Below are 23,773 nucleotides of genomic sequence, written 5' to 3'. Positions count from 1 at the left end.
GCGTATGCCAAAAAGGACCACTCCAGAAATCGATCTTCACACTGATTTTAATTCGATAAAATTCAAAGATCGCTTAACGTCGGCCATGTTGCTGCAAATGTCGATTCGTCTCACATTAATTGTCGTGCTCGTATCTGCTGCGACCTATTGGCACATCACCACAATTTATGAAGGTCAGGTTGTTGAAACGCTCGACAAATACATTAAAGAACGCAGCGAAAAAGAAAGCGCGATTTTTCAACTCGCAGCCGAAAACCACACCACAATCAAACAACGTTTTTTGAACGCATACCAAAGTGGCCAAAACGTTACTGATACTGAATTTTCGAAATACTTTATCAAACAAGATGATGGCACCACTCGTTTGTTACCAGAGGCTTATCACGGGCTAATGTATAATTATGGCGATAAGTTAGAGTATCTCACTGGATTTGTCGGTCCTGATGCGCCTATCGGTGAACAGGCTTTTCGTAATAAACTTAATATTGCTTATCATTTAATGGCGCAATATGGCCCAGCTTGGGTCAACCGCTTTGAAAGCGTCTATATCACCATGCCTGAAAACGTGGTCATCATCTACTGGCCTGGTTTACCTTGGGCGATTAATACACCTGCCACACTCGAAGTCAGTCAAGAACCGTGGTACACCATAGTGATGCCTGAAAATAATCCTGAGCGCGTTCCTGTTTGGACTGACCTCTATTATGACTCAACAGCAAAAGATTGGATGGTGTCACTGGAAACCCCTGTCGACCTCGATGGTGAAAACCTCATCAATATTGGCCATGACATTTTATTGCAAGACTTACTCAATCGGATCATTCATGAAAAGCTTGAAGGCACTTATAATTTCATGATTAATAAAAGTGGCCAGCTTATCGTTCACCCAGATATCGAAGAATCTCTCAAAAACAACCATACCGACTACGCTTCAAAGCTCAATCCATCAGGAGCGCTTGGTGATGCAATAAAAGCTATCGAGCAAGAATTTACCGGCGATCATGCCATCATTTTTAATCAATCACTCAAAGCTTGGCTTGCGATTGCTCCCATAAAAGGCCCAGATTGGTTGCTGGTTACTGTCTACCCAGAAGATTTAGTGATGCAAGCTGCGCGTTCAACCGCGCGATTTGTGCTCATTATTGGGCTAATCTCTTTAGTGGTAGAAATGCTTATGCTGTATTTAGTCACACTCAATAAAGTTGTCAGGCCACTCAAAATGCTCGGTGAAGCGTCGTCTGAAATTGGTAAAGCTAATTATCAACTTGTCGCTAATGGACAGCTGCAATTGCCCAGTGATCGCAAAGATGAAGTCGGCATTTTAGCCAATGCCTTTAAAGAAATGGCCACGAGATTATTTGATTATCACAATACTCTAGAGCACAAAGTTGCAGAACGAACGACCGAATTAGTCGAATCTCGCAAAAAAGCCGAATCGGCCAGTAAAGCAAAATCCAATTTTCTTGCCCACATGAGCCATGAAGTTCGCACCCCCATGAACGCTATCATTGGCCTGAGTCAGTTAATGCTCAAAACGAAACTCAATAAACGCCAACGAGACTTTATGGAAAAAGTACTCTCCTCGTCTGATGTATTGCTCAACACTCTTAATGATGTATTAGATTATTCAAAAATAGAAGCCAATAAACTCACCCTTGAATATGTGCCCTTTGATTTACGCGATGTGCTACGCCGAGTCACCAATATTAGTGCTTACAAAGCACAATGTAAGGGAGTCGAGTTATTACTCGATATCGATAAAAAAGTGCCATTTTTATGGATTGGGGATCCCATTCGGCTCGGACAAATATTGATAAACCTTGCCAGTAATGCAGTCAAATTTACTGAGCAAGGTGAAGTCATTATTCGCGTTAAACTCATTGCACAACAAGATCAACAACATACTCTGCGTTTTAGTGTCATCGACACAGGTATTGGCATTGATAAAGAACGCATTGATCAGCTCTTTTCTCCCTTTATTCAAATGGACTCGAGCATCACCCGCAAATATGGCGGCACAGGCTTAGGCTTAGCAATCTGTCGTCAATTGACTGAATTGATGGGCGGGCGAATTTGGCTCGAAAGCAAACTCAATGTCGGCAGCCAATTCCACTTTACCTGCAAACTAACCCTCAGTGAAAGTGAGCAAATTCAGATTTGGCCAAAACAAAATCGACTTAAAGGAAAACGCGCACTAATTGTTGATGACAACGCCATGGCCCGCGAAGTACTCGCCGATATTCTCGACGCATTAAGTTTAAACGTCACACGGGTCCCTGATGGGTATGCCGCTCTCGATGAATTGGAAAAAGCCAGCCGACAAGGTTCGCCTTACGATGCGGTGTTTTTAGATTGGAATATTCCCGGTCTTAATGGGGTCGAAACAGCAGTGCGCATTGCGAATAATCCCAATATCATATTACCCGCGGCCATGCTGATGGTGACGGCCTATGATGTCGATAAATTTGAATCTGATGCGCATGAAGCGAATATCAAAAAAATCATTGCCAAGCCCGTTGACGCGTCATCCATTCATGATTCATTGATGGAAATTTTCTTTCAAGAAAAAGCCCCTCGTACACCACTTGAAAACCGCGAACTTAATTTGAAATCTAACCTCGACTTAAGTGCACTACGAGGCAAACAAGTGTTGATAGTCGATGACAGCATTTTAAATCGAGAAGTCGCCACCGAATTTCTGACTGACGTCGGTATTATTGTCACCACCGCCAATAATGGCGTTGAAGCGCTGGAAAACGTTTTAAAACAAACGTTTGATTTGGTACTCATGGATGTGCAAATGCCAGTGATGGATGGCTTAAGTGCCACTCAAGAGATTCGCAAACAACCACATTTAGCTCATTTACCTATCATTGCCATGACGGCTCATGCCTCGCCAGATGATTACAAACGCAGTTTAGATGCAGGTATGAATGATCACTTAAATAAACCCATCGATCATCAGCTCCTTTATTTAACGATTACACGCTGGATAGATGCCAGTGCAACAATTAGCCCTCTGGCAGCTGACGCACCAATTGAGTTCTCCTCTTACAGCGACAAAATAACCACCGATCCTATAGTGCAACCAACCAATACGTGTCCAATTCAATTATCAGGATTTGATACCCAATTTGGACTTGAAAAACACCAACATAAAATTGAGTTATATCTCAAGATGCTCAACATGTTCTATAACGAATATCGCCACTACATGCTGCTTATTGATGACTTGCTTAAAAAGCAAGATTACGAGTCGCTCAACCGCTTTTTTCATACCGTAAAATCATCAGCGGCCAGCTTAGGTGAATTAACATTAAGTGAACAAGCGGCACGATTAGAGAGCCAATGTTTGTCGTTTATAGAAGCTACCGATGAATGTAATTTTGAGCAATTTAATCACACTCTCGCTGATTTTTGTAAGCAATTTAATCATGCACTTGATGTCTTGACTTCTATCCCTCAACGCCAAGCAACCTCAAGTCCATCGGACACTGACAGCAAGCCCGATATTCAACAAATCATTACCCAACTTAATCACTTTTTAAATAATGACGATGCTGCTGCAGAGCGACTGGTTGATGAATTACACAACACCAGTGCTGCCCATCAACATCAGGCCATTATTAACAAAATTATTTTAAGTATTCAGGATATTGACTACCAAGCTGCCAGTGAACACTTGCAAGAGCTAACCAGTAATTTAAAGGAATCTGAGGTATAAATATGGGTGACAGGATGAAACAGCCAGCAAATCAAAATGCATCACAGCCCTGTGATGAACCCGATATCAAGATTGATGATACCAAAGATCCCTTTGCCTTTATGGGCAACGAGCCTGAGAAAATTCTAATCATTGATGACGCCAAGGATAATCGCACTATGTTATCTGAGCTATTAATGCCACAGAGAAAGATTATTCTTGCCAAAGATGGTGCACAAGGGCTTAGCCTTGCATTAAAACATATTCCAGATTTAATTTTACTCGATGTGATGATGCCAGGGATCAGTGGCCATCAAGTGATCCGCTCTTTAAAAAGCGATGATCGCACCATGCATATTCCCGTCATCTTCATTTCTGCCAAAATCTCTGCTGATGATGAAAAATATGGCCTTGATTTGGGGGCTGTTGATTACATCAGTAAACCCTTTCACCCGGCAATTGTGAAAGCGCGGGTCAAAAATGTGCTGCGTGAACAACGCAACAAAAAGCTATTAGAACAACTCGCGTTGGTCGATAGCCTCACCGAAATTTATAATCGCCGCTTTTATGAACTCGATGTACGAAAACTATGGAGTGCGAGCCGCCGCGAGGAAATGCCGCTTTCTGTTGCGCTAATCGATATTGATTTTTTCAAAAGTTATAACGATGAATATGGTCACTTAAGTGGCGATGATGCGCTAAAAATAGTGGCGCAACATATTAAACAACAGCTCAAACGACCCCACGATGTGATTGCGCGTTATGGTGGTGAAGAGTTTGTAGTCTTGCTGCCAGACACGCAGCGCGAAGATGCCCAGCGTATCATGACTGAGATTTGTTTATCGGTCGAACAGTTACAGCTTGCCCATTGTTCTTCTGCTGTTTCACATTATGTCACTGTCAGTATTGGTGGGGCGACCATTACCCCGAAAGATCAGACAAGTCACGAAGGGTTTATAAAACAGGTTGATCAATTTTTATATCAAGCTAAAGCCCAAGGGCGAAACCGAGTCTGTTGGCAACCTTAACAAAGGAGTGTGATTACTCCTTTGTTCGATGGACAATGCTGCAAGCCAAAAGTCCTCATTTGATACCATACTCAGCGTCCACATCAAACGCGCCTGGTTGCGCAATATCATGTAAAAACGCCTGTAATGTACTATTTTTTCTATCCCATAAACAGTACAAATGTACATAATGACGATTGACCCATTCTGATCCAACTTTCACTTGTTCTTGTGCTTCACATAATGAATATTTAAAACAAATAGCCGCATTGGTCCGGCGAAACACTAAACATAATGAGAATTCAGAGCGGTGTAACCATATATCCAGTCCATCGCGTTTAGCAATCATTTGTGCAATTTCAGACATCTGATTATGAAGAGAAATAGCCATCATCAACGACTTTATTGCTTTGGATTGTAATTGCGCATAACCCGACTTACCCAATAAAGACCAAAGCGTTAACGCCGCAAATCCATTGCGAGAGCCCGCTAAAGTTGAATCAGCTGCTCCTGTATATTGCGGATTATTCATGGTCGCTAAGTACTTTTGCTTACTCATATAAATCCCACAAGGAGTTGGCGCGCCTAAAAACTTATGGCCACTGGTGACGATTGAACTGATATAGGGCAAATTAAAGTCAAATTCAGGGAACTTGGCCCCAAACTCGGCAAAATTTTCTTGATTCAGTGCCCCTGATTTCATCGCCATATTAATAAATGGCATAAAAGAGGCGCCTAAAGCACCATCAACATGGATCCAATATCCCTGGCGAATATCAACCTCCCCTTGGTTATCCCCAAAGCACACTTCTCGGTTGACTAAGCCATATTTGATAAAGATACCTTTGAGCGCTTTGTAAACACCGGGTATATCATCATACGCCCCTTTAAATGTGGTTCCATAGTTCAGCACAATCAGAATTGGATGCTCTTTTTTAGCAAAAAACTCCACCAGCAATGCGAGTTTTTCAATGTCTATCCGACCCGAACCTAAGTGCCCTTGGCCTAATTGAGTCGGCTGCTCTGAGGGAACTTGCCTTGGCCACTCACCACCTAATGGACATTCATGAGGATACAGTTCCACGCCCACTTCATAAAATGACGCCACATTCATGGCATGAATCGCTTTTGAGATTGAGTAATGGGTATCTTCAGAGAAAAAGGCGATGGGTTTGTAGTAGTTTGGGTTGCTATTGCGCGTTGTCGATTTCACTAAGTGATGATCATGCTGATCAACCACTAAACGATTACCCGATAAATAATCTCGGGCATTTAATATTGCGTATAAGTTGCCTTCTGTGCTGCCCATACTCATGACATATCCCCAATAACTATCAGGGTGACCTGAACGCTGCGCAGGCCAATCAGCTCGCCAAACCGACGCATAAAAATCCAGTACCGCCCGCTCTGCCGCTTTGCTATTGAGGGTAAAAAAGCCATTGGTGAAAGGATCGCCTAAATTATTCACCATGGTATTCACTACAGGAAAAATATCGCTATAGTCGGTGTTGACAACAATTTGATAACCCAAAAAATGTGCTTTTTGTTGTGTTAAATAATCCAACACTTGTTGTTGATTTACCCCTTGTTGATGCTGAAGCCCCATTGCAGGCAATTGCATAGACACTTCTTTGAGGGCATTTAATTGATGAAAAAAGTAATGGTTTTGATCTTGGTACACTTTGACAGGATCAGCACTTGGGGGGCTTACTAACAACTCACCATTGAGGCTATAAGCTAATTCGGGGATTTGACTGATCCAAGGGTGGGCGTCTTGGCCAAAAGCAATATTAACGTTACTTTTTTTATCGATATACATAAAAACATCATCCTTGTTACTTGCCGCGGTTTAAACCGATGAGCATTGATTTTTCCTGTTCTCAAAATGTAGTCAAACCATGCCTGTTTTACAACGTAAACGGTGCAATTGATTGATAAAATTTCATATATAAATTAAACAGTTATACATCATTAAATTCATCGATGATTAAATTGAAATAAAAAGGATTTTTCACGCGAAAACCATCATGACCAATTGGGCTTTGAAGCTGCGCCCTTAGGGAAGAGCTTCAGTCAATAGTCACAAAAACAATGACGGATGGTATTTTGAGGCAAAAGCGACAACCGATAACAAAGGTTATTTTCTCTGCAAGGCCATATTTTTATACCTAATCAGAGAAAATCAGACTACAATCGCGAAAACTGTGTTTTCGTTCAAATGAAATTTAAAATTTAATTATTAAAATCAATAAATTGCATATTTTTAAGGCTTTTTTGGCATGAATATTCTTTTTTTAATGTACCCATGGGATCGCGTTGAGCCCGAGACGGATTCAACCCTGCGCTTGATCCACGAATGTGTCAGTCGCGGTCATACAGTGGCCATTGCAACTACAAGTAATTTGACCATGCGTGACACCGAAGCCAGCGCGTTTTGCCAAATTTTTAAAAAAGATACCGTGCCAAGTAATATCGTCAGCTTTTATAAAAAAGCACAGTTCTCACAGGCTCGCTTACCGCTTGCGGGCTTTGACACGATTATAATGCGTGTTAATCCACCGTTGGATGTTATCGCTCTGAACTTTTTAGATTCGGTGCGTGATGATGTATTTATTTTTAATGATATCGATGGCCTGCGCGTTGCAAACAACAAGCTCTACACCGCCTCATTTAATGACGTCAACAACACCTTTATTCCTGTGACACATGTATCTAAGTCACCGGCGTATTTAGAAGAAGTATTGCGAGATTCACCCAGCGACAAAATGATTATGAAGCCTTTAGATGGCTTTGGTGGCCAAGGGGTGATTTTGGTCGAAAAGCATGCTCAAAAAAGCTTTCACTCATTACTTGAGTTTTATATCAATAGCGGTGATGGTGGCAATTACGTCATTTTACAAGAATATGTTGAAGGCGCCGAGCAGGGTGATGTGCGTATTTTAATGCTCAACGGTGAACCGATTGGTGCAATGAAACGCATTCCTGCCGATGGTGATGTGCGCTCAAATGTTCATGCTGGCGGCAGTGTTGTCAAACATGTGCTGAGCAAACAAGAAAAAGCGCTGTGTAAGCATATCGGCCCTAAGTTAGTACGCGATGGCTTATTGTTTGTCGGCATCGACGTGATTAACGAAAAACTGATTGAAGTAAACGTACAAAGCCCAGGTGGGATTGTGCGTATCAATAAACTTAACAACACCAAATTACAAAGAAAAGTAATTGATTTTGTTGAAAGTGTCATCAATGCACGTGAAGCAATAAGCCAACGTAAGTCTGAATTTAAACAAGCGATCCAAGATGCTCATATTAACTGAACAAGAAGCGATTGCACACATCAATCAAGGGCGCTGTTTTCATGCCCTCATTGAAGGTGCTTTTTCATTAAAAATAGATCAATACAGCCCGTTAGTGTGTACATCCTTACACAGCGGTCAGCAATTGCGTGCTGAGTTAGCCAAATCAATTAGCCTTGATTTTGCTACGCGCCACCAAGATTCTAGCCTGTATTGCGATGAACTCATCTCATCTTTTCCGATCACGTTAATTGCCCATGACAGCCATTTCGAATATGACTTAAGCCAAGTCAAATCTCGAGTGGGAAGTCAACCAGAACGATTTGAGAATAAAGTATGGCCTAAAGCGTGGTCAGCTAAACAACGTACGTTAAGTCAGCAAAAACATGACGCCTTTTATAATGTGTTAAAAACATTAGTCGCACGGTTAGAAAAGCAATTTCAACATAGTCTCGTGTTTGCATTACAAAGCCAAAGTAACCAAGCACAGCAAAGCACGTTTACCATAGATACCGACCAAATTGATGCGGCTCGTTGGGGTAAAGTGAACCAGCATTTTGAACGTCAACTCAATAAAATTAGCTTGCCTAACTTAGCGATTACCACAGATAGCGCAACTCAGCCTGGCAGCGTCAATTATTTATGCACCCATATCTATGCTCATTTTGATAACACCTTAGCCCTCCCCCTAACGGTGAAAAAAGTATTTTTAAATGAAGATAATCATGAGTTATATCATCTTGTTTTAGATGAGTTAAAAGTTGGCTTGAAGCAAGCGGTTTCGGAAACGGCGGCTTTCTTTATGCGCCGCTTTAGCGACAGCCGTAAAACCCGTCGCGGTGATATTCTATCTTCTGCGATTCCAAAAGAAGTCTTAGCACTTGATAAAAAGCTGTTTGCATTGTGTAAAAATGTCGGCACGTTGAACTTTATCAATCCGGTTAACTTAGCCAGCGAACGTAAAAAGTTTTTCGCTCAAAAAACACGTTACACGCCGCAGTTTAAATATAAGCAACTGAATATCAACCCGCATCAATTTCGCGAGCAACTGTATAAGCTACCGGTTGAAGATATTCTTGATGCAGATTTGCAATTATTTTACCGTCGCTTTATCGATCACCTCGCAACCAAAATTGAGCTGCTCACTTCCATTGGCACTGACGACTTTATCTATAACTCATTAAAGTATTATGGCGAGCCTAGTAACAATGATATTGCCAATGCCGAGTTTTTATTACGTGCGCCCGCCATAGTCAATCAAGAAGGGCCGCTTGTACATGATGCCGATGCCGCGGTGGCCTATTTTGAGCAACGTGCAAAAGAGTGGGGATTAGTCTGTAAAATTGAAAAATCCGCTAAACTCGTTGCTAAAGCCATGGTCAATAACGAAAAGCATATTTTATATATCAACAAAGATACCCTCTTTTCGGATCAAGAGCTCGATGCATTTGCTCACCATGAGTTAGGCATTCACATGGTCACTACGTTAAATGCAAAAAAACAGCCGCTAAAAGTCATGTCTTTGGGTTTAATTGGTGATACACACACTCAAGAAGGACTGGCGATTTTAAGTGAGTATAGTTCAGGTAATTTAACATTACGCCGCTTGCAGACACTTGCTATGCGCGTGATAGCAGTTAAGTTAATGCTTACTCAGCGTGATTTTTCACTGACATTTAATACCCTACAGGAACGATTTGAATTAAGTGATAACGATGCCTTCACCCTCACTACCCGCGTTTATCGAGGTGGTGGCTTTACCAAAGATTACCTGTACCTTAAAGGTTTCCGTGACATGCTCAACTTGAGCGATCAACAGGATTTATCAGTATTGTTAGTGGGCAAAACAGGGATCAGCGATTTTACCTTACTTAACGAAATGGTCGAGCGCGGGTTTATGCCAAAACCACAAAGTTTATTCCCTCTTAAAATTGTCCCATCAACACCTCCTAACGTAATGGATTATTTGGTGTCTGCAATTTATTAAGCGGTTTGCTACAGAATGTTGGGCAGCTAAGATTGGCTGCTCAACAAATAAATTGTCTCGCCTTTTTTGCCCTTTTTTGATGATTTACTATAGTTATTACACCATCCTGTCATCACATTGAAATTAAGTGCTTCAGTCATTTCGATTTGTAAAATATGTGATTGTAATCTTCTTTGCTCATAGCGTCATTTCGCCAGCGAAATGCAATGAATTAGATATCGATTTATTTGGTGATATCAACATTGAAGAATTTCTCAATGTCACCGTATCTTCAGCCTCTGGGCTCAACGAAACTCTTCGCAACGCCCCTGCGGCTATGGTCGTAGTCAGCGAAAAAGAAATCAAACAACGCGGTTATCGCTCTCTTGAAGATGTGATAATGAACTTGCCCAGCTTTGATAATTCAATGACCTATGGCAATGGAAATATCACAAGCTATCAACGAGGCTACCGTACCCCTTACACACAACGCACTCTCATCATGATCAATGGCATTGTCGATAATCACCTTTGGACACAAGAAGCGTCACTGACTAGTACCTATCCTCTGAATAATATTGAACGAATCGAAGTGCTGTATGGACCTGCCAGTGCAGTTTATGGCGCCAACGCATTCTCTGGTGTCATCAATATTATTACTAAACAGGCAACAAAAACACTGGGCAATGGACATAGTCAAAGCGTCACAATCAGCAAAGGCAGTTATAATAGCAATCGCATCGAAGCCTCACTTTCAGGCGCCAGTGAACAGTGGCAATATAACATCAGCGGCAGTGTGTTTAAGAGCGACGAACCCGATATTGATGATTTTGCTCCTTGGGGATACCTTGATAATGCTTTATTAAGTAATCAGGCTATATGGGGACCCATAGTCGCAGACCAAGCATTGGCGAATGAATGTGCTAATGATCGCTGCCCACACCAAGGTTACAAAAATAGTTATGGTCAATATCACGATGCAAGCAAAAACTGGGGAATATTGGCTGATGCAAGTTATGGTAATCTCACTGCAGGTCTGATTTTATGGCAGCTGACTAACGGCTATGGTGTGTATTACCCCAATGATCGAGGCCAACCAGGTAGTGCTTGGCAAAGAAGCTCAGAGCAATTCTACCTCAAACATCACAGCCAGTTTACAAGCGACCTCAAAATCAAAACGCTGGCGTTATATCGCGAAAATAGACAATGGGGCGATTGGGCAGAAGCCTATCCGGTCAACCCTAATCTCAACAATCAGCAGGTTTTATCTTCGGTCAGTTTATCTAAATGGAATTCCATTAATGACAGCTGGTTACTGCAACAAGATTACGAGTGGCAATTTGATCAACAATTAACGCTCAGCGCAGGCATTAAATATCAACATAAATCACTGACTAAAGCGTACGAAGTTTGTGGCTACTGGGAAGGATCATTTTGTAGTACATCTACTGAGCCAGGTGTGGTGCTGAGCACAGAGCAAACCATTCCACAGCCCACTACACCTGCCAAAGAGATGGCAAGTAACAATCTCATTCATATCAAAGATAAAGGACTGTATCTTCAAGGTATTTGGCAACTCGATACATGGCGGATCAATGCAGGTGCTCGTTACGATCGCAACAGTATTTATGGCGGGACATTTAACCCTCGCCTATCTGCGATACATTTTTTAACCGATTCAAGTACAGTAAAATTAATTTATGGTGAGGCGTTTCAAGAGCCCTCTGCAGCCCAACTTTGGGGTGGATGGAACGGCCGAGACGCTAACGAACAATTACAACCAGAACAAGTCAAAAATCTTGAATTTATTTATATGTATCAGCAAGCAAATTGGCTGCATGATTTTTCACTGTTCAGCGCTCGTTATGACCATGTCATCAAAGAAGAAGCTGAAAATGCCGGGCATAGACGCAATTATGGCCTCGAATACCGCGGCCAGTTCAAATACCAACATCCGTGGTTGCCAAACACATCCTTAAGTGGGCATGTATATTATACGTATATCAAAGCGCTTAGTAGCGTAAGTTATGACCATCAATTAGCCGCTTGGGTCGGTGATGGCATTGAGCAATGCAACCAACTGACAACAGAAAATGATGGCTCCTGTCGAGATTACAATATCGATATCGGAGACATTGCACCTCATAAAATCAATGCCAACCTTAATTTACCAATCAGCGAGGCTCTTAATTTAAACCTTGCTGCGAATTGGGTGTCGCGTAAAAAATTATATGTGCGCAACCCACTTAGAGCCCAACACCAAGAAAATGCGAGTTATTTCACTCTAGACGCCAATATGAGTTATCAATTTGCACTGTGGTCAATAAATTTTAAAATAAATAATATCTTTGATAAACAACATTACCATTCAGGTGTGGAAGCGGCTAGTTCAGGTAATGATTTCAGTCAGCGTTCACAAGGTTGGTATAATTCCCAAATCCCTCAGGTGGGTCGGAACTTTGTTTTAAGCGCCTCATTTACTTTTTAGCTTAATGCCCGTTAGGAAATGATAATGTGCAGCCATTTTAACACTGCCGATGGGTCAGCAAGCCAATTATCTGTTTTCCCACAAGACTTCTATACTGCAATGAAGACATAATGTTTAAGGAACCGACATGGCACTTACTTGGACAGATTCATATGCAATTGCCATTGCTTTAAATGAGCATTACCCATCAATCGACCCAAAGACAGTCAACTTTGTTGATTTACGTGACTGGATCCTAAGCCTTGATGATTTTTCTGATGACCCTAATCATTGTGGTGAACGTATTTTAGAAGCAATTCAAATGGCATGGATAGAAGAATACGAGTAGTTAAGCCCTGCTTTGCTACTCAACCAAAATTCAGTATTAATGATTAAAAATCAAGGTTGTTTGGTTCGGCGCTAAATAGGCACCAGGATCATTTTTCTCATCAGCGAAAATGTAAGATCGAAAATCAATCCACTATAATTAAAATAATCAATTTACTCTTTGCGCTTATGCGCTATTTAGGATAACGTACCTAAAATAATAATAAAAACAAGGGAAACAGGATGTTAAAAAACCTTATTTTGTTCGCGGGATTAAGCGTTATTTCACTACACAGCGTGGCTGCAAACGATGTGTACGGAACTGTCAGTGAAATCCACCATAGATCAAATTCAGCCCAGCAAGACCACGCAGTCTATGTGCGTTTTGATATCTCAGGCGATGCAACCAGTAGCGCAGCTTGCGCGCAATCACCTGCAAGTATCACCTGGTTTTTAGACCTCAATTCACCCATCGCTGATTATCAATATGAGTTACTCAAAACATCGTACAAAGATCAGTTACCAGTACGCGTTATAGGCCAAGCCGATGTATGCGCCAATGGCCCAACAGACAGCGATACCATCATAGAAATCAGCCCATGGTCATGGCCATCAATTATTGAACAGCGTAATACCCCACCGCAAATCAACGAGAAGTTTTTATAGCTCGCTCTGAAATATTTAAATCGAGAACGTTTCTGCGACTCAGAACGTTCTTGTTCTCCTTATCCATTTACAATCATTTATATAATGCGTTGAACTCAAAGTAGTAAACCCTTAGTATTCGTCCCTATTTTTATTTTACAGGGAAGGTATCAATGGCGTCGGCCAAATTTGTAGCACCTCTTTTACTCTCACTATTAACTCTATCAGCTTGTGGAGGTGGGGGAGAAACCACCCCGACTCCTGTCGTCCAAGATACTGATTTAGATGGCATTAGTAACAATCTCGATACTGATGATGATAACGACGGCGTATCAGACGAGAACGATGCTTTTCCCCTTGATAAAAATGAGTCGGTTGATACTGATTCAGATGGCATCGGCAATAATGCAGATACTGATGATGATAACGATGGTGTGCCCGACGAAAACGATGCTTTTCCACTTGATGCCACGGAGTCAGCCGATACTGACTTAGATGGCATAGGTAACAATGCCGATACTGATGATGATAACGATGGGGTACCAGACGAAAACGATGCTTTTCCTCTTGATAAAAATGAGTCGGTTGATACTGATTCAGATGGCCTAGGCAACAACGCCGATACTGATGATGATAACGATGGCGTACCAGACGAAAACGATGCTTTTCCACTTGACGCTACAGAGTCAGTCGATACCGATTTAGATGGCATAGGCAACAATGCCGATACTGATGATGATAACGATGGCGTACCAGACGAAAACGATGCTTTTCCGCTTGATGCCACGGAGTCTGTTGATACTGATTTAGATGGCATCGGCAACAATGCCGATACTGATGACGATAATGACGGCATTCCTGACGAAAACGATGCTTTCCCACTCGATGCCTCAGAATCAAAAGACTCTGATGAAGACGGTGTCGGCGACAATACTGATTTTTACCCTAATGACGGTCAGTGTGATATCGAATCAGATGGTAACGGCAGTCAATGTTATTTAACGTGGATGGCCTCTGAATCTATCTCGTTTCAATCTGTTCAACTTTTAGGGAATAGTCAAGTTGCTTATCACGTTAAAGCACCTGATGGACTTTCCGATATCCTAATTCAAAATATCGATAATCAACATTTTGAACGTCACATCACCTCACTTGATATTAGCGCACTCTATTATCATAAGAATCATCAACGTTTATATGTCGGTGATCAAGCGGGTCTCATTCGGTACTTTGACCAAGAGTACCAATTAGCTGAATTTTCGAAAATTAACTCTCGTGTCAGTCGTTTAACTAGCGCGGGTAATTATTTAATAAGCTATGATGATTCTGGCGCATGGGGAACACTTTCATCTTTTGACACCACTGGCGAGTTACAGGACTCCAAAGAGTGGCGAAATTACTCTAACCATTATGCATTTAATCAAACAAACGAGCGTCTTTACCATTTTAGAGATGGTACATCACCTAATGATTTAATCTCTGAAAAAATAGATCAAGCAACTGGCGTATTATCTGATGAGAAAGACTCTCCCTATCACGGTGATTACCTAATTAAAGGCCCAATTTTAGTTTCTCCTGATGGACAAACGATTAATCTCGGCAGTGGTGATTATTATGATGCCGATACCTTAGTTTATAAAGGTTCGTTAGGGTATCAATTCGAGTTTGCTGCTTGGTCATTGGATAATGAACTTATCACAATAGCTAAGAACAATGCAGTAGATGAACTTTCACGTCTAAATGCAGATAAAAAAGTACTTGAACGAATTGTCTTTAACGGTGAGGTCAAAGCCTTATTAACGGTCGATGCCGATTATCTGATGGTTATAAATAGAGGCAGTCACTTTGAACTGCAAACTTATATCCCAAACAATGATAGCGACAACGATGGTGTAAACAACACTGATGATGCTTTCCCTCTTGATATTGCAGCATCTGTAGATACTGATTTTGATGGTTACCCTAATGAGTGGAACCCTGGATTCACTGAAGCTGATAGCACGACAGGTTTAGTTCTTGATGCCTTTCCAAATGATGCCGCATGCTGGCTCGCCAGTCATGGGGAGAATAGCGTGTGTAATTACAGCAGTACTATGCCCATTTTCACACCTGAACAAATCCTTACTGACAATTCAGGTACAGTCTATTTACTCAATAAAGATGACAATAAGATATACCGATGGTCAGCTGAAACAGAGTTATTTTTAAACCCTCTTATTATCCCAAAAGGCGCCAGTGCAATTACAAAAGTAGCTTATTCTAGCGAGCACGAACGTATTTACACCGGCCATCAAGATGGCAGCATTTATGCCGTTGATTTAGCAAATTTTGAGGCTGGTTTCATCCATCAGTTAACCCTCGCAAAATCAGTACGGGCATTAGTATCAGTCGGTCAATTTATGTTTGCACAAGATATAAGTGGCGCTTGGAACACCAATTACCTGTTCAATAAAGATGGTGTCGTTACACAATCAGCTGATTGGCAAGAATACTCTCTGGATTATACTTGGAATGCCTTAAATAACACCCTTTACGCTTATCCTGGAGAATTAATCGGCAAAGAAATCGACCAGCAAACAGGGACCTTTCAGGCACAAAATCAAGCATATGGTTCAGGCGGCAACTCAAACTCAATTCCTATCAGAGTCAGTGATGATGGCGAGTCAGTATTGCTCGCGAGTGGCCGTATCTATCAAAGTAATGACCTGACGTTTAAGACTGATTTAAACTGGGCTGCAAAAGACACGTTATGGTTACCAACTACTCTCATCAACCTATCAGCAAAAAATGGTACACAACTTGAATTTTGGCGTGCTGTAACTCTCGATAAAGGCGCCCAAATTAACCTCGATAGTAACCCGCTTTCAATCATTCCCTATGCGGGCGATATTTTTATCCTCACGCAAAGCGATAACGGCTTTAGTTTTCATTTCTTCGAAGTAGCCGATTCAGATCAAGATGGTTTACCTGGGTGGTGGGAAGCCCTAAATGGCCTTGATGATAATAACAGTGGTGATGCAGCTTTAGATACCGACGCTGACGGCTTAACGAACTTAACTGAATATAATCTTCAAACCAATCCAACCCTTGGCGACACTGACAATGATGGACTCAATGATGGCCAAGAGGTGAATGAAACACAAACAAACCCATTAATAGCTGACTCTGATGAGGATGGCTTAACCGATGGTGAAGAAGTCAATACGTATTTAACCAATCCGAATCAACGGGATTCAGATAATGATGGCCTTACTGATTTTGATGAAGTCATTACCTACCAAACAAATCCATTAGCTGAAGATTCCGATAATGACGGCATGAGTGATTTATGGGAAGTGACCTATCAGTTAAATCCAAATACAAATGACGCACAAATAGATTCTGATAATGATTCACTGATAAATATGGATGAATTTACGTATCAAACTAACCCATACATGGCAGACACTGACTTAGATGGTTTATCGGATGGAGATGAAGTCCATATCCATAATACGCAACCAACGAATAAAGATTCTGACAACGATCGCATGTTCGATGGTTTTGAAGTGCAATTTGCACTCAACCCATTATCAGCCAGCGATGCCAACCTCGATAATGACAACGATACATTTAATAATCTTGAAGAGTTTTTCCTTAAAACGGATCCGACCGATATTAATTCCGTGCCAACAGCGCAAGCTTGGACTACGTATCAAGGTAACGCAAAGCGTTCAGGTTTCATTGCAACACTCGTAGACCCTGCGAGTATTTCTGAACGCTGGCGCTTCGTTAGTAATTCTGGAACTCAACAAGTGAGCGCGTCTGATGGCCAAGTGTTTATTGCTAGTAATAATAAATTGTCTGTATTGAATGCAGTGAGCGGCCAGCTAACTTTAGAGAAAACCTTTAATGGTGAATATTTAAGAGTGCCCACACTCGATGATAACCATGTTTATCTGAAGACTCAGAACTACATACGCGCGTTTAATCGCACCTCGGGTACATTAAAGTATCGATTAAACAGTTCAAGTTATTCATCGGGTGTTTATCAGGTCACGGTTAATGATAATCTGGTAATGAATAATCACTCTAGTTCACTCAATGCACACAATAAACAAAATGGTGCATTACTCTGGAGTATTTCTGGTCTTGGGAACCGATCAAACATCGCGATGGATGAGCAATATCTTTATGTCCCCACGAATGGTTTGGCGATTTATAACCTCACCGATGGCAGTTTATACACTGTAATAGGTGAAGAAACCAACTATTACAATCAAAGTGCTTATCAAGCGCCCGTATTTGGCTCTGACAACAATATCATTAGCGTGAGCAATGATAAGTTGACTTATTTTGATCTCACAATACAGCAAGTAGCTTGGCAACAGCCATTAACGTCGAATAATCGCAATCAATTTTCTGTCGCCTATGGCCAAGTTTATATGATTAACAACGGTCTATTAAACGTGTTTGATGAGCGCAGCGGGGAGCTATTATGGAGTTGGGAACCTGATTCTAACCAGTCACTCAATAGTAATATCGTTCTCACCCGAAAACATGCTTTTGTTGGTACTTCATCAGCAACCTATGCCATTGATTTAACAACCCAACAAGCTGTTTGGCAAACAGACATCACAGGTCACTTATCTATCAGTAATGAAGGGGCGTTATTTATTGCTTCAGACAATGAAGTGGTGGCTTTTTCAATTTCGGGGGATACCGATGCCGATGGCATGCCTGATTGGTGGGAACAGAGCTATAATTTAGACATCAACGACGCATCAGATGCTAATTTAGATACTGATAATGACGGCCTAAGCAATTTCAATGAGTTTTTGGCAACAACCAATCCCCAAGTGAGCGATACAGACCAAGATGGTCTCAACGATGGTGATGAAGTTAACACTTACCAAACTAACCCAACTGAAAGCGATAGCGACAAAGATGGACTTAGCGATGGCGATGAAATTTTAACCCATCAAACCAATCCGTTATTAGCCGATAGCGATAATGACGGCCTTAATGATTATATCGAAATTAATACTCATCAGAGTAACCCTAATCTGAGTGACTCTGATAATGATGGCATGTCAGATTTATTTGAAGCGACTTATCAATTAAAGATTAATGAAAACGATGCCGCTGACGATATTGATAATGATGGTCTGAATAACCTTGATGAGTTTTCAGCCAATACTAACCCCAAGGTTGCTGATACCGATAACGATGGACTCAGTGATGGTGATGAGGTTCATCTTCATTTAACACAACCGACCAATCCTGATTCTGATAACGACGGTATGCCTGATGGCTGGGAGATAACCTATGGCTTGTCTCCTTTAGATAACAGCGATGCCAATCAAGATAGCGATAATGACTCATTTTCAAACTTAGAAGAGTTTTATTTACATACAGATCCAAATAACTCAGCTGATTTTAAGCACGCGCAACCTTGGGTCACTTACCAAGCCAACGCCAAACATGATGGCTTTATCTTGCAGCATATAAATGATGAAAATATCAATGAGCTTTGGCGGATAGAATTACCTTCGTTTGTCACTACGCTGACAGCTGCAAATGGGCAAGCTTTTGTTCGTTCAGGAAAATCAATCAAAGGGATAGATGCATCGTCAGGCTCAATACTTTGGAGTAAAGAGTTCGACGTTGATTCAATTAATTCGCCAGCATACAGTAATGGTCATGTTTATTTTCAAAGCGGTGGACACAGTAATTCTTTTCTAAGAAGCCTCAATGCTCAAACAGGTGAATTAGTCTTTGCCAGTAGCTATGGAAATCAGTGGAGTCGCTATTTGGAACCAACGCCTTATGGTAATCATATTTATATTGCCGGTGGTTCTTATGGCGGAACCTATGGATTTACTGAAACGGGCGTTGAGCAATTTTTTACTTCCCTAGCGCAAGAAGATAGTTGGACACCCGCAGTGGATGAACAGCATCTCTATGCCTGTTTAAATAATGCAGTTACATCAATTTTAGACAGAACGAATGGTGAATTAGTCGAAACTATCGAAGATGAAAATTGGCATGGCTGTGCAACACACACAGCAGCTGTTTTATCAAATAATGCGTTAATCGCGACCAACAATAGCATGACAAGCCGTTATGATTTAGGCAGCAAAAAAGTAACATGGTCAATTTCAAGCGCATATCTACAAGCTTCTGCCGGTTATGGCAAAGTCTATGTGATTGAGTCTGGGGTACTAAAAGCGATAAATGAATTCACTGGCGAGCTGCTTTGGTCATTTGAGGCACCTGAAAGCTTAAGTTCAAATATTGTGGTTACGCGTAATAAAGTAATAGTGGCCAACTCTGAAAACACCTACCTCATTGACAGCGCATCGCAAAACGCCATAACCCTAAATGCAGGAGGCCTGCTCACCCTCAGTGACGGAATTTTATATGTGGCTCAACGTCAAACCATTGTGGCATTTAATGTCGATGGTGATGATGATAATGATGGCCTACCCAATTACTGGGAAACATTGTATGGTTTAGATCCCCTCAATGCATCAGATGCGCAGCAAGATACCGATAATGATGGGCTAACTAACTTACAAGAGTTTGAGCGTAAAACCCAACCCAATAACGCAGATACTGACCAAGATAACTTAACTGATGGCGATGAAGTCAATATACATTTGACCAATCCAACCCGGTTAGATACAGATTCAGATGGCCTCTCTGATGGTGATGAAGTCAATACTTATGGCACATTACCCCTGGTAGTCGATACTGATAATGATGGCTTTAGTGATGGCGATGAAGTCAATCGTTATCAAACAGACCCTAATGACAGCAATTCAAAACCAGAAGCAATCACTGAACTGAACGAACTGTTTGAAACCAATGAAGTACCCGCTATGTTTAAACACCCTGCAACGTCACATGCCAATTGGGGACTTTCAACTGAATTTGCATCACAAGGGAATCAAAGTATCCGATCTGGTGAAATTGGAGATAGACAACAAAGTGAGATATCACTGTCTGGGTTATTTGCCAGCGGTACCTTGAGCTTTGATGCAATGGTGAGCAGTGAAAGTTGCTGCGATAAATTAGTCATCGACGTTAATAATGAAGAAATCTTAACGATAACTGAAAGACAGTGGCAGACTTACACAATTGAACTTCAGTCTGGAGAAAACACGATTACTTGGCGGTATAGTAAAGATGATAGTGTTTCAGACAATGAAGACGCAGCTTGGATTGATAATATTCAATTTAAAGGTAATTAATCCGTTTGAGTAACGCGCATAAAAAACGCCCTAATTTGAGGGCGTTTTTTATGTTGTTTATTTATCTGACCACACCGCCAGCTCATTACCACTGGGTTCAACAAAATGAAACCGACGCCCACCTGGAAAACTAAAGATAGGCTGTTTAATTTGACCACCTGCGGCTTCAACCTTAGCTTGAGAGCCTTCTAAATCGCTACTGTACAAAACCACTAACGCCCCGCCATTATCGGTATTGCTGGCTTTATCTGATTGAAAAAAACCGCCCATCACACCTGAGTGACTAAATGCAGAATATTCAGGGCCATAGTCAGTAAACTGCCAATTAAAAACCTGTTGAAAAAACGCTTTGGTCGCCGCTAATTGTTGGGCGGGTAACTCAATGTAATTAATATGATGATGGTGTTCGTTCATCAGCCTCTCCTGTTGTTGACACAATAGTAAGTATGGATAACAGCGCAGGTATGCGTACTACGATTTAACTGTTTAACATATATAGATAAAACATAACAAGCTCGATGACTCATTCTGTGCTCTTATCAGGATTAAGCAACCACATTGCCAAGCGATGAGCGCTCAGTCCCAGTTAAGCACAACCGGCGGCTGCAAGTCACCTAAAAAATACACGCTAGTTTTCCAACAGGTTAAGCAGAACCTTATCGTCCGTATCAGCAGCAAGCAGGCGATGCTTTTGGGCCAGTGTATTATCCGAATGCAAGGTATAAAGCTGCGATAAACGATAGTGAGCCCATGACTTGCTAGGCATCACTGTGCTATTTTCGATGGTTAAATAGTGCTGTAATGCGGCGGTCCCTTGTGAGATAAAATCCTGTGCAAATACAGCATTACGGCCGAGTTGATACAGCGCTTCATAGGCGATTTCTCTATTTTCGCCTTGCTCAGATGCCAAAACAAAGTGCGACTGTGCTCGATTATAATCACCAGTTTGTTGCAACAGCAGTCCATATTGATAGTGCACAATCGCAGATTGAGGATCAGCGGTTAACGCGTGAGCTAATCTCTTTTCTAACGTCAGCAACTCCTTGATTTTTCGGTAGTAGTCAAGCTCAACCACCACCCCTTGAGAGCTATCTAATTGCTTGATTACATTAACTTGTTCTAATGCGGCTTGTTTATCACCACCAGCAATACTGGGGGCGCCTAAATAGAAGTTAATCAGTCCTTTTCGATAATCAACATTCTTCGGTGCTAGCGCAACGGCTTTTTGCAAACAAGCAAGCGACTTCTTGGCATAACTTAAGGCGCTAAAAAATGCATCACTGGCTTGTCTTCCCATGATTCGACCGCAATAAAAATGATCTTTCGCAGAATGAGGGTTGTCACTGATAGCTTCAATAATCATCTCCTCTGCGCTATCTAAATCAACGTCAATCAATGACAAAGCCTGTTGGGCTTTTGTTGAGCCATGATCTTGGGCAGCTGCGTGTTCGCAAAACACGATAGCAACACTAACCACGAGCGCGATAATAAATTTCATAACAATACTCCAACTTGATTAGTTTGCGTATTTTCGTGATAAGAAAAAGATAAACACAGTGCCAATCACCCCAGGTGCAACCCATAAAGTGATCTGTAAATGACCAGAGGTTTCAAAAATTTGCCGTCCACCGAATGAAATAAAAGCCGTGTATGCGCCAATACCAGAGCCAATATAAGCACCGATATGCTCTTTGAGCCAAGCATTCGGTTTAACACTGGGTTTGAACGTAAAAATCAAATTGGTGACTGCAATAAAGATCCCAAGTGGCCCGAAGATCAACATTAAAATATGATTCGTCGCCAAACCTGTTTTCAAAATCATTAGGCCACTAAGTAATAACCCCACGGTAATCAACATCTGCAAGGGCTGCTTTAAAATCGTTCGGTCTTTTTTGGCCTTCAATACCAGTTGACCATAACGAATCGACACTAAGGTCAGTAATGCAAGGTGCAGTAACAGAATCGAAAAACGCATCATAGATGCTCGCAGTTTTTGAGGATCTAACGCATTGGCAAACGCCTCAGGCTTGACCAATTCAGGTATCGTAATCGAAAGGCTGGCCATTATTACAGCGCTTGCTACCACGCCATACATCGCATTCGAATACCACACGCCAAACTGACGATGTCGCATTGAGCCTTTACGCGTAAAGGCAGGAAACCAGAACAAAGTGAGCGCACATATACCAAAAGCAATATGCGCCATAAAAACAGCTGTGAATAATGTTGCCACGTTCAACCTCAGTGTTGTTGTTTCAGTGTTGTTGTTTCAGTGGTGGCATTATTCATTTGATTGACACGCCTCGACAGTGCCAAAAGTCACTATTTAGAGCGATGGGATCATTTATTGGTAAACGAGCACAACTTGCTAAGCTCACGAATACAGTCAAAGCATGACTTAAAACAGCACATCATTAATAAAAACTAAACATGCGTTTAAAACCACTCACTGGCCTCACTCTGATTTTTTAGCTCTCCTATCGGGTTGTGGCGGTCAGTCAAAAACAAACAAAGAACCTAATGTAAACCTACCAAAAGCTGATTACACCTTTTCACAAGCTAACAAAGCAGCGATCATTAGCGAGCCCTATTCCACAAGACTACAAATGACATTCAAGGGTTAACTATTTGATAGTCTTCTGTTTAGCGTGCCACTTTATTGCTAAAAAATGTGCCCTGCAATATAATCAAGATGTACCTATAACTATTATTTAAAACTCTAAGGATAGAAAGATGAACATTAATGCCACATTGTTTGGCGAATTATTCGCAGCCCTTTTTGCTGTGGCTATTTTAATTATGGGGCCACTGTGTTTTTATTTAGGAAAACGTAAAACAGACTCACCTTTTATATGTGGTTTTGTGGGATTTATCAGCACCTTTTTTCTGCCTTTAGGACTGATTTTCCTTGCCATCTTAGCTTTAAAAGCGGACAAACCAACTGAAAAACTATCAACACCAGCTTCTTAAATCGTGTTTTTTCACCAGCTTTATTAACTCATAGTCCTTTATTGCTAAAATTATTGAGCTCTCAATCGCACCTCGCTACACAGCTAGCTTTTGGTGAATAAACTTTTTGAAATTTAACATGGAAAATGATACTTTTGATACATTATCACATAACATTAAG

13 protein-coding genes are annotated in these 23,773 nt (G+C 41.3%); 9 read left to right on the top strand and 4 right to left on the bottom strand.

From position 1 onward, the window contains the following. Window positions 1-4: 4 nt before the first annotated feature. Both PULV_RS18760 and PULV_RS18755 read left to right on the top strand, forming a co-directional pair. Entirely contained in the window at window positions 5-3,724 is a 3,720-nt protein-coding gene (locus PULV_RS18760; protein WP_193332735.1) for a response regulator, read from the top strand. A gap of 14 nt (window positions 3,725-3,738) precedes the next feature. Beyond that, on the top strand, window positions 3,739-4,731 hold the full coding sequence (locus tag PULV_RS18755) for a GGDEF domain-containing response regulator (RefSeq protein WP_227009458.1): 993 nt from the start codon (window positions 3,739-3,741) through the stop codon (window positions 4,729-4,731). 55 nt (window positions 4,732-4,786) lie between these two features. Here the strand turns inward: PULV_RS18755 and PULV_RS18750 are convergent, their stop codons facing one another. Next, entirely contained in the window at window positions 4,787-6,529 is a 1,743-nt protein-coding gene (locus tag PULV_RS18750) for a pyridoxal-dependent decarboxylase (protein WP_193332734.1), read from the bottom strand. 460 nt (window positions 6,530-6,989) lie between these two features. Here PULV_RS18750 and gshB point away from each other — a divergent pair, with 460 nt between their 5' ends. The 6 genes from gshB (at window position 6,990) to PULV_RS18720 (ending at window position 20,643) form a co-directional block, all read left to right on the top strand. Continuing rightward, entirely contained in the window at window positions 6,990-8,024 is a 1,035-nt protein-coding gene (gene gshB / locus PULV_RS18745) for a glutathione synthase (protein WP_086743264.1), read from the top strand. Continuing rightward, window positions 8,008-9,990 (top strand): flavohemoglobin expression-modulating QEGLA motif protein, encoded by a 1,983-nt coding sequence (locus PULV_RS18740; protein ID WP_193332733.1) that lies wholly within the window; start codon window positions 8,008-8,010, stop codon window positions 9,988-9,990. Before gshB ends, PULV_RS18740 begins: the two co-directional genes overlap by 17 nt. A 127-nt stretch (window positions 9,991-10,117) precedes the next feature. Beyond that, on the top strand, window positions 10,118-12,457 hold the full coding sequence (locus tag PULV_RS18735) for a TonB-dependent receptor plug domain-containing protein (RefSeq protein ID WP_193332732.1): 2,340 nt from the start codon (window positions 10,118-10,120) through the stop codon (window positions 12,455-12,457). A 127-nt stretch (window positions 12,458-12,584) separates the two neighbouring features. Continuing rightward, window positions 12,585-12,785, top strand: coding sequence for a Fe-S cluster assembly protein IscX (gene iscX / locus PULV_RS18730; RefSeq protein WP_086743266.1), 201 nt, complete (start codon window positions 12,585-12,587; stop codon window positions 12,783-12,785). Between the two features lie 221 nt (window positions 12,786-13,006). Beyond that, on the top strand, window positions 13,007-13,429 hold the full coding sequence (locus PULV_RS18725) for a hypothetical protein (RefSeq protein WP_193332731.1): 423 nt from the start codon (window positions 13,007-13,009) through the stop codon (window positions 13,427-13,429). A gap of 152 nt (window positions 13,430-13,581) precedes the next feature. Beyond that, the gene (locus tag PULV_RS18720) at window positions 13,582-20,643 is read left to right on the top strand and encodes an outer membrane protein assembly factor BamB family protein (RefSeq protein WP_193332730.1); all 7,062 of its coding nucleotides are present in this window, start codon (window positions 13,582-13,584) and stop codon (window positions 20,641-20,643) included. 57 nt (window positions 20,644-20,700) lie between these two features. Here PULV_RS18720 and PULV_RS18715 read toward each other — a convergent pair whose 3' ends face one another. From PULV_RS18715 to PULV_RS18705, 3 genes are all read right to left on the bottom strand, one after another. Beyond that, window positions 20,701-21,057 carry a VOC family protein gene (locus PULV_RS18715; protein WP_086743269.1) on the bottom strand — a complete coding sequence of 119 codons (357 nt, stop codon included), beginning with the start codon at window positions 21,055-21,057 and terminating at the stop codon, window positions 20,701-20,703. Window positions 21,058-21,271: 214 nt separating this feature from the next. Further along, window positions 21,272-22,141, bottom strand: coding sequence for a tetratricopeptide repeat protein (locus PULV_RS18710; RefSeq protein WP_193332729.1), 870 nt, complete (start codon window positions 22,139-22,141; stop codon window positions 21,272-21,274). A gap of 18 nt (window positions 22,142-22,159) precedes the next feature. Further along, window positions 22,160-22,876: a hypothetical protein gene (locus PULV_RS18705; RefSeq protein ID WP_086743271.1), complete on the bottom strand. Its 717-nt coding sequence runs from the start codon at window positions 22,874-22,876 to the stop codon at window positions 22,160-22,162. A 500-nt stretch (window positions 22,877-23,376) separates the two neighbouring features. Between PULV_RS18705 and PULV_RS18700 the strand changes: the two genes are divergently transcribed. Continuing rightward, window positions 23,377-23,613: a hypothetical protein gene (locus PULV_RS18700; protein WP_086743272.1), complete on the top strand. Its 237-nt coding sequence runs from the start codon at window positions 23,377-23,379 to the stop codon at window positions 23,611-23,613. Window positions 23,614-23,773: the final 160 nt, after the last annotated feature.

It is taken from the genome of Pseudoalteromonas ulvae UL12, assembly GCF_014925405.1.
Taxonomy (GTDB): Bacteria; Pseudomonadota; Gammaproteobacteria; order Enterobacterales; family Alteromonadaceae; genus Pseudoalteromonas; species Pseudoalteromonas ulvae.
This window is presented reverse-complemented; position numbering and strand designations above follow the sequence as displayed.

What these genes read in the sequence shown, in the direction of transcription:
- PULV_RS18760 (WP_193332735.1), top strand. Translation starts at nt 5, where the DNA reads ATGCCAAAAAGGACCACTCCAGAAATCGATCTTCACACTGATTTTAAT.
- PULV_RS18755 (WP_227009458.1), top strand. Translation starts at nt 3,739, where the DNA reads ATGAAACAGCCAGCAAATCAAAATGCATCACAGCCCTGTGATGAACCC.
- PULV_RS18750 (WP_193332734.1), bottom strand. Translation starts at nt 6,529, where the DNA reads ATGTATATCGATAAAAAAAGTAACGTTAATATTGCTTTTGGCCAAGAC.
- gshB (WP_086743264.1), top strand. Translation starts at nt 6,990, where the DNA reads ATGAATATTCTTTTTTTAATGTACCCATGGGATCGCGTTGAGCCCGAG.
- PULV_RS18740 (WP_193332733.1), top strand. Translation starts at nt 8,008, where the DNA reads ATGCTCATATTAACTGAACAAGAAGCGATTGCACACATCAATCAAGGG.
- iscX (WP_086743266.1), top strand. Translation starts at nt 12,585, where the DNA reads ATGGCACTTACTTGGACAGATTCATATGCAATTGCCATTGCTTTAAAT.
- PULV_RS18725 (WP_193332731.1), top strand. Translation starts at nt 13,007, where the DNA reads ATGTTAAAAAACCTTATTTTGTTCGCGGGATTAAGCGTTATTTCACTA.
- PULV_RS18720 (WP_193332730.1), top strand. Translation starts at nt 13,582, where the DNA reads ATGGCGTCGGCCAAATTTGTAGCACCTCTTTTACTCTCACTATTAACT.
- PULV_RS18715 (WP_086743269.1), bottom strand. Translation starts at nt 21,057, where the DNA reads ATGAACGAACACCATCATCATATTAATTACATTGAGTTACCCGCCCAA.
- PULV_RS18710 (WP_193332729.1), bottom strand. Translation starts at nt 22,141, where the DNA reads ATGAAATTTATTATCGCGCTCGTGGTTAGTGTTGCTATCGTGTTTTGC.
- PULV_RS18700 (WP_086743272.1), top strand. Translation starts at nt 23,377, where the DNA reads ATGAACATTAATGCCACATTGTTTGGCGAATTATTCGCAGCCCTTTTT.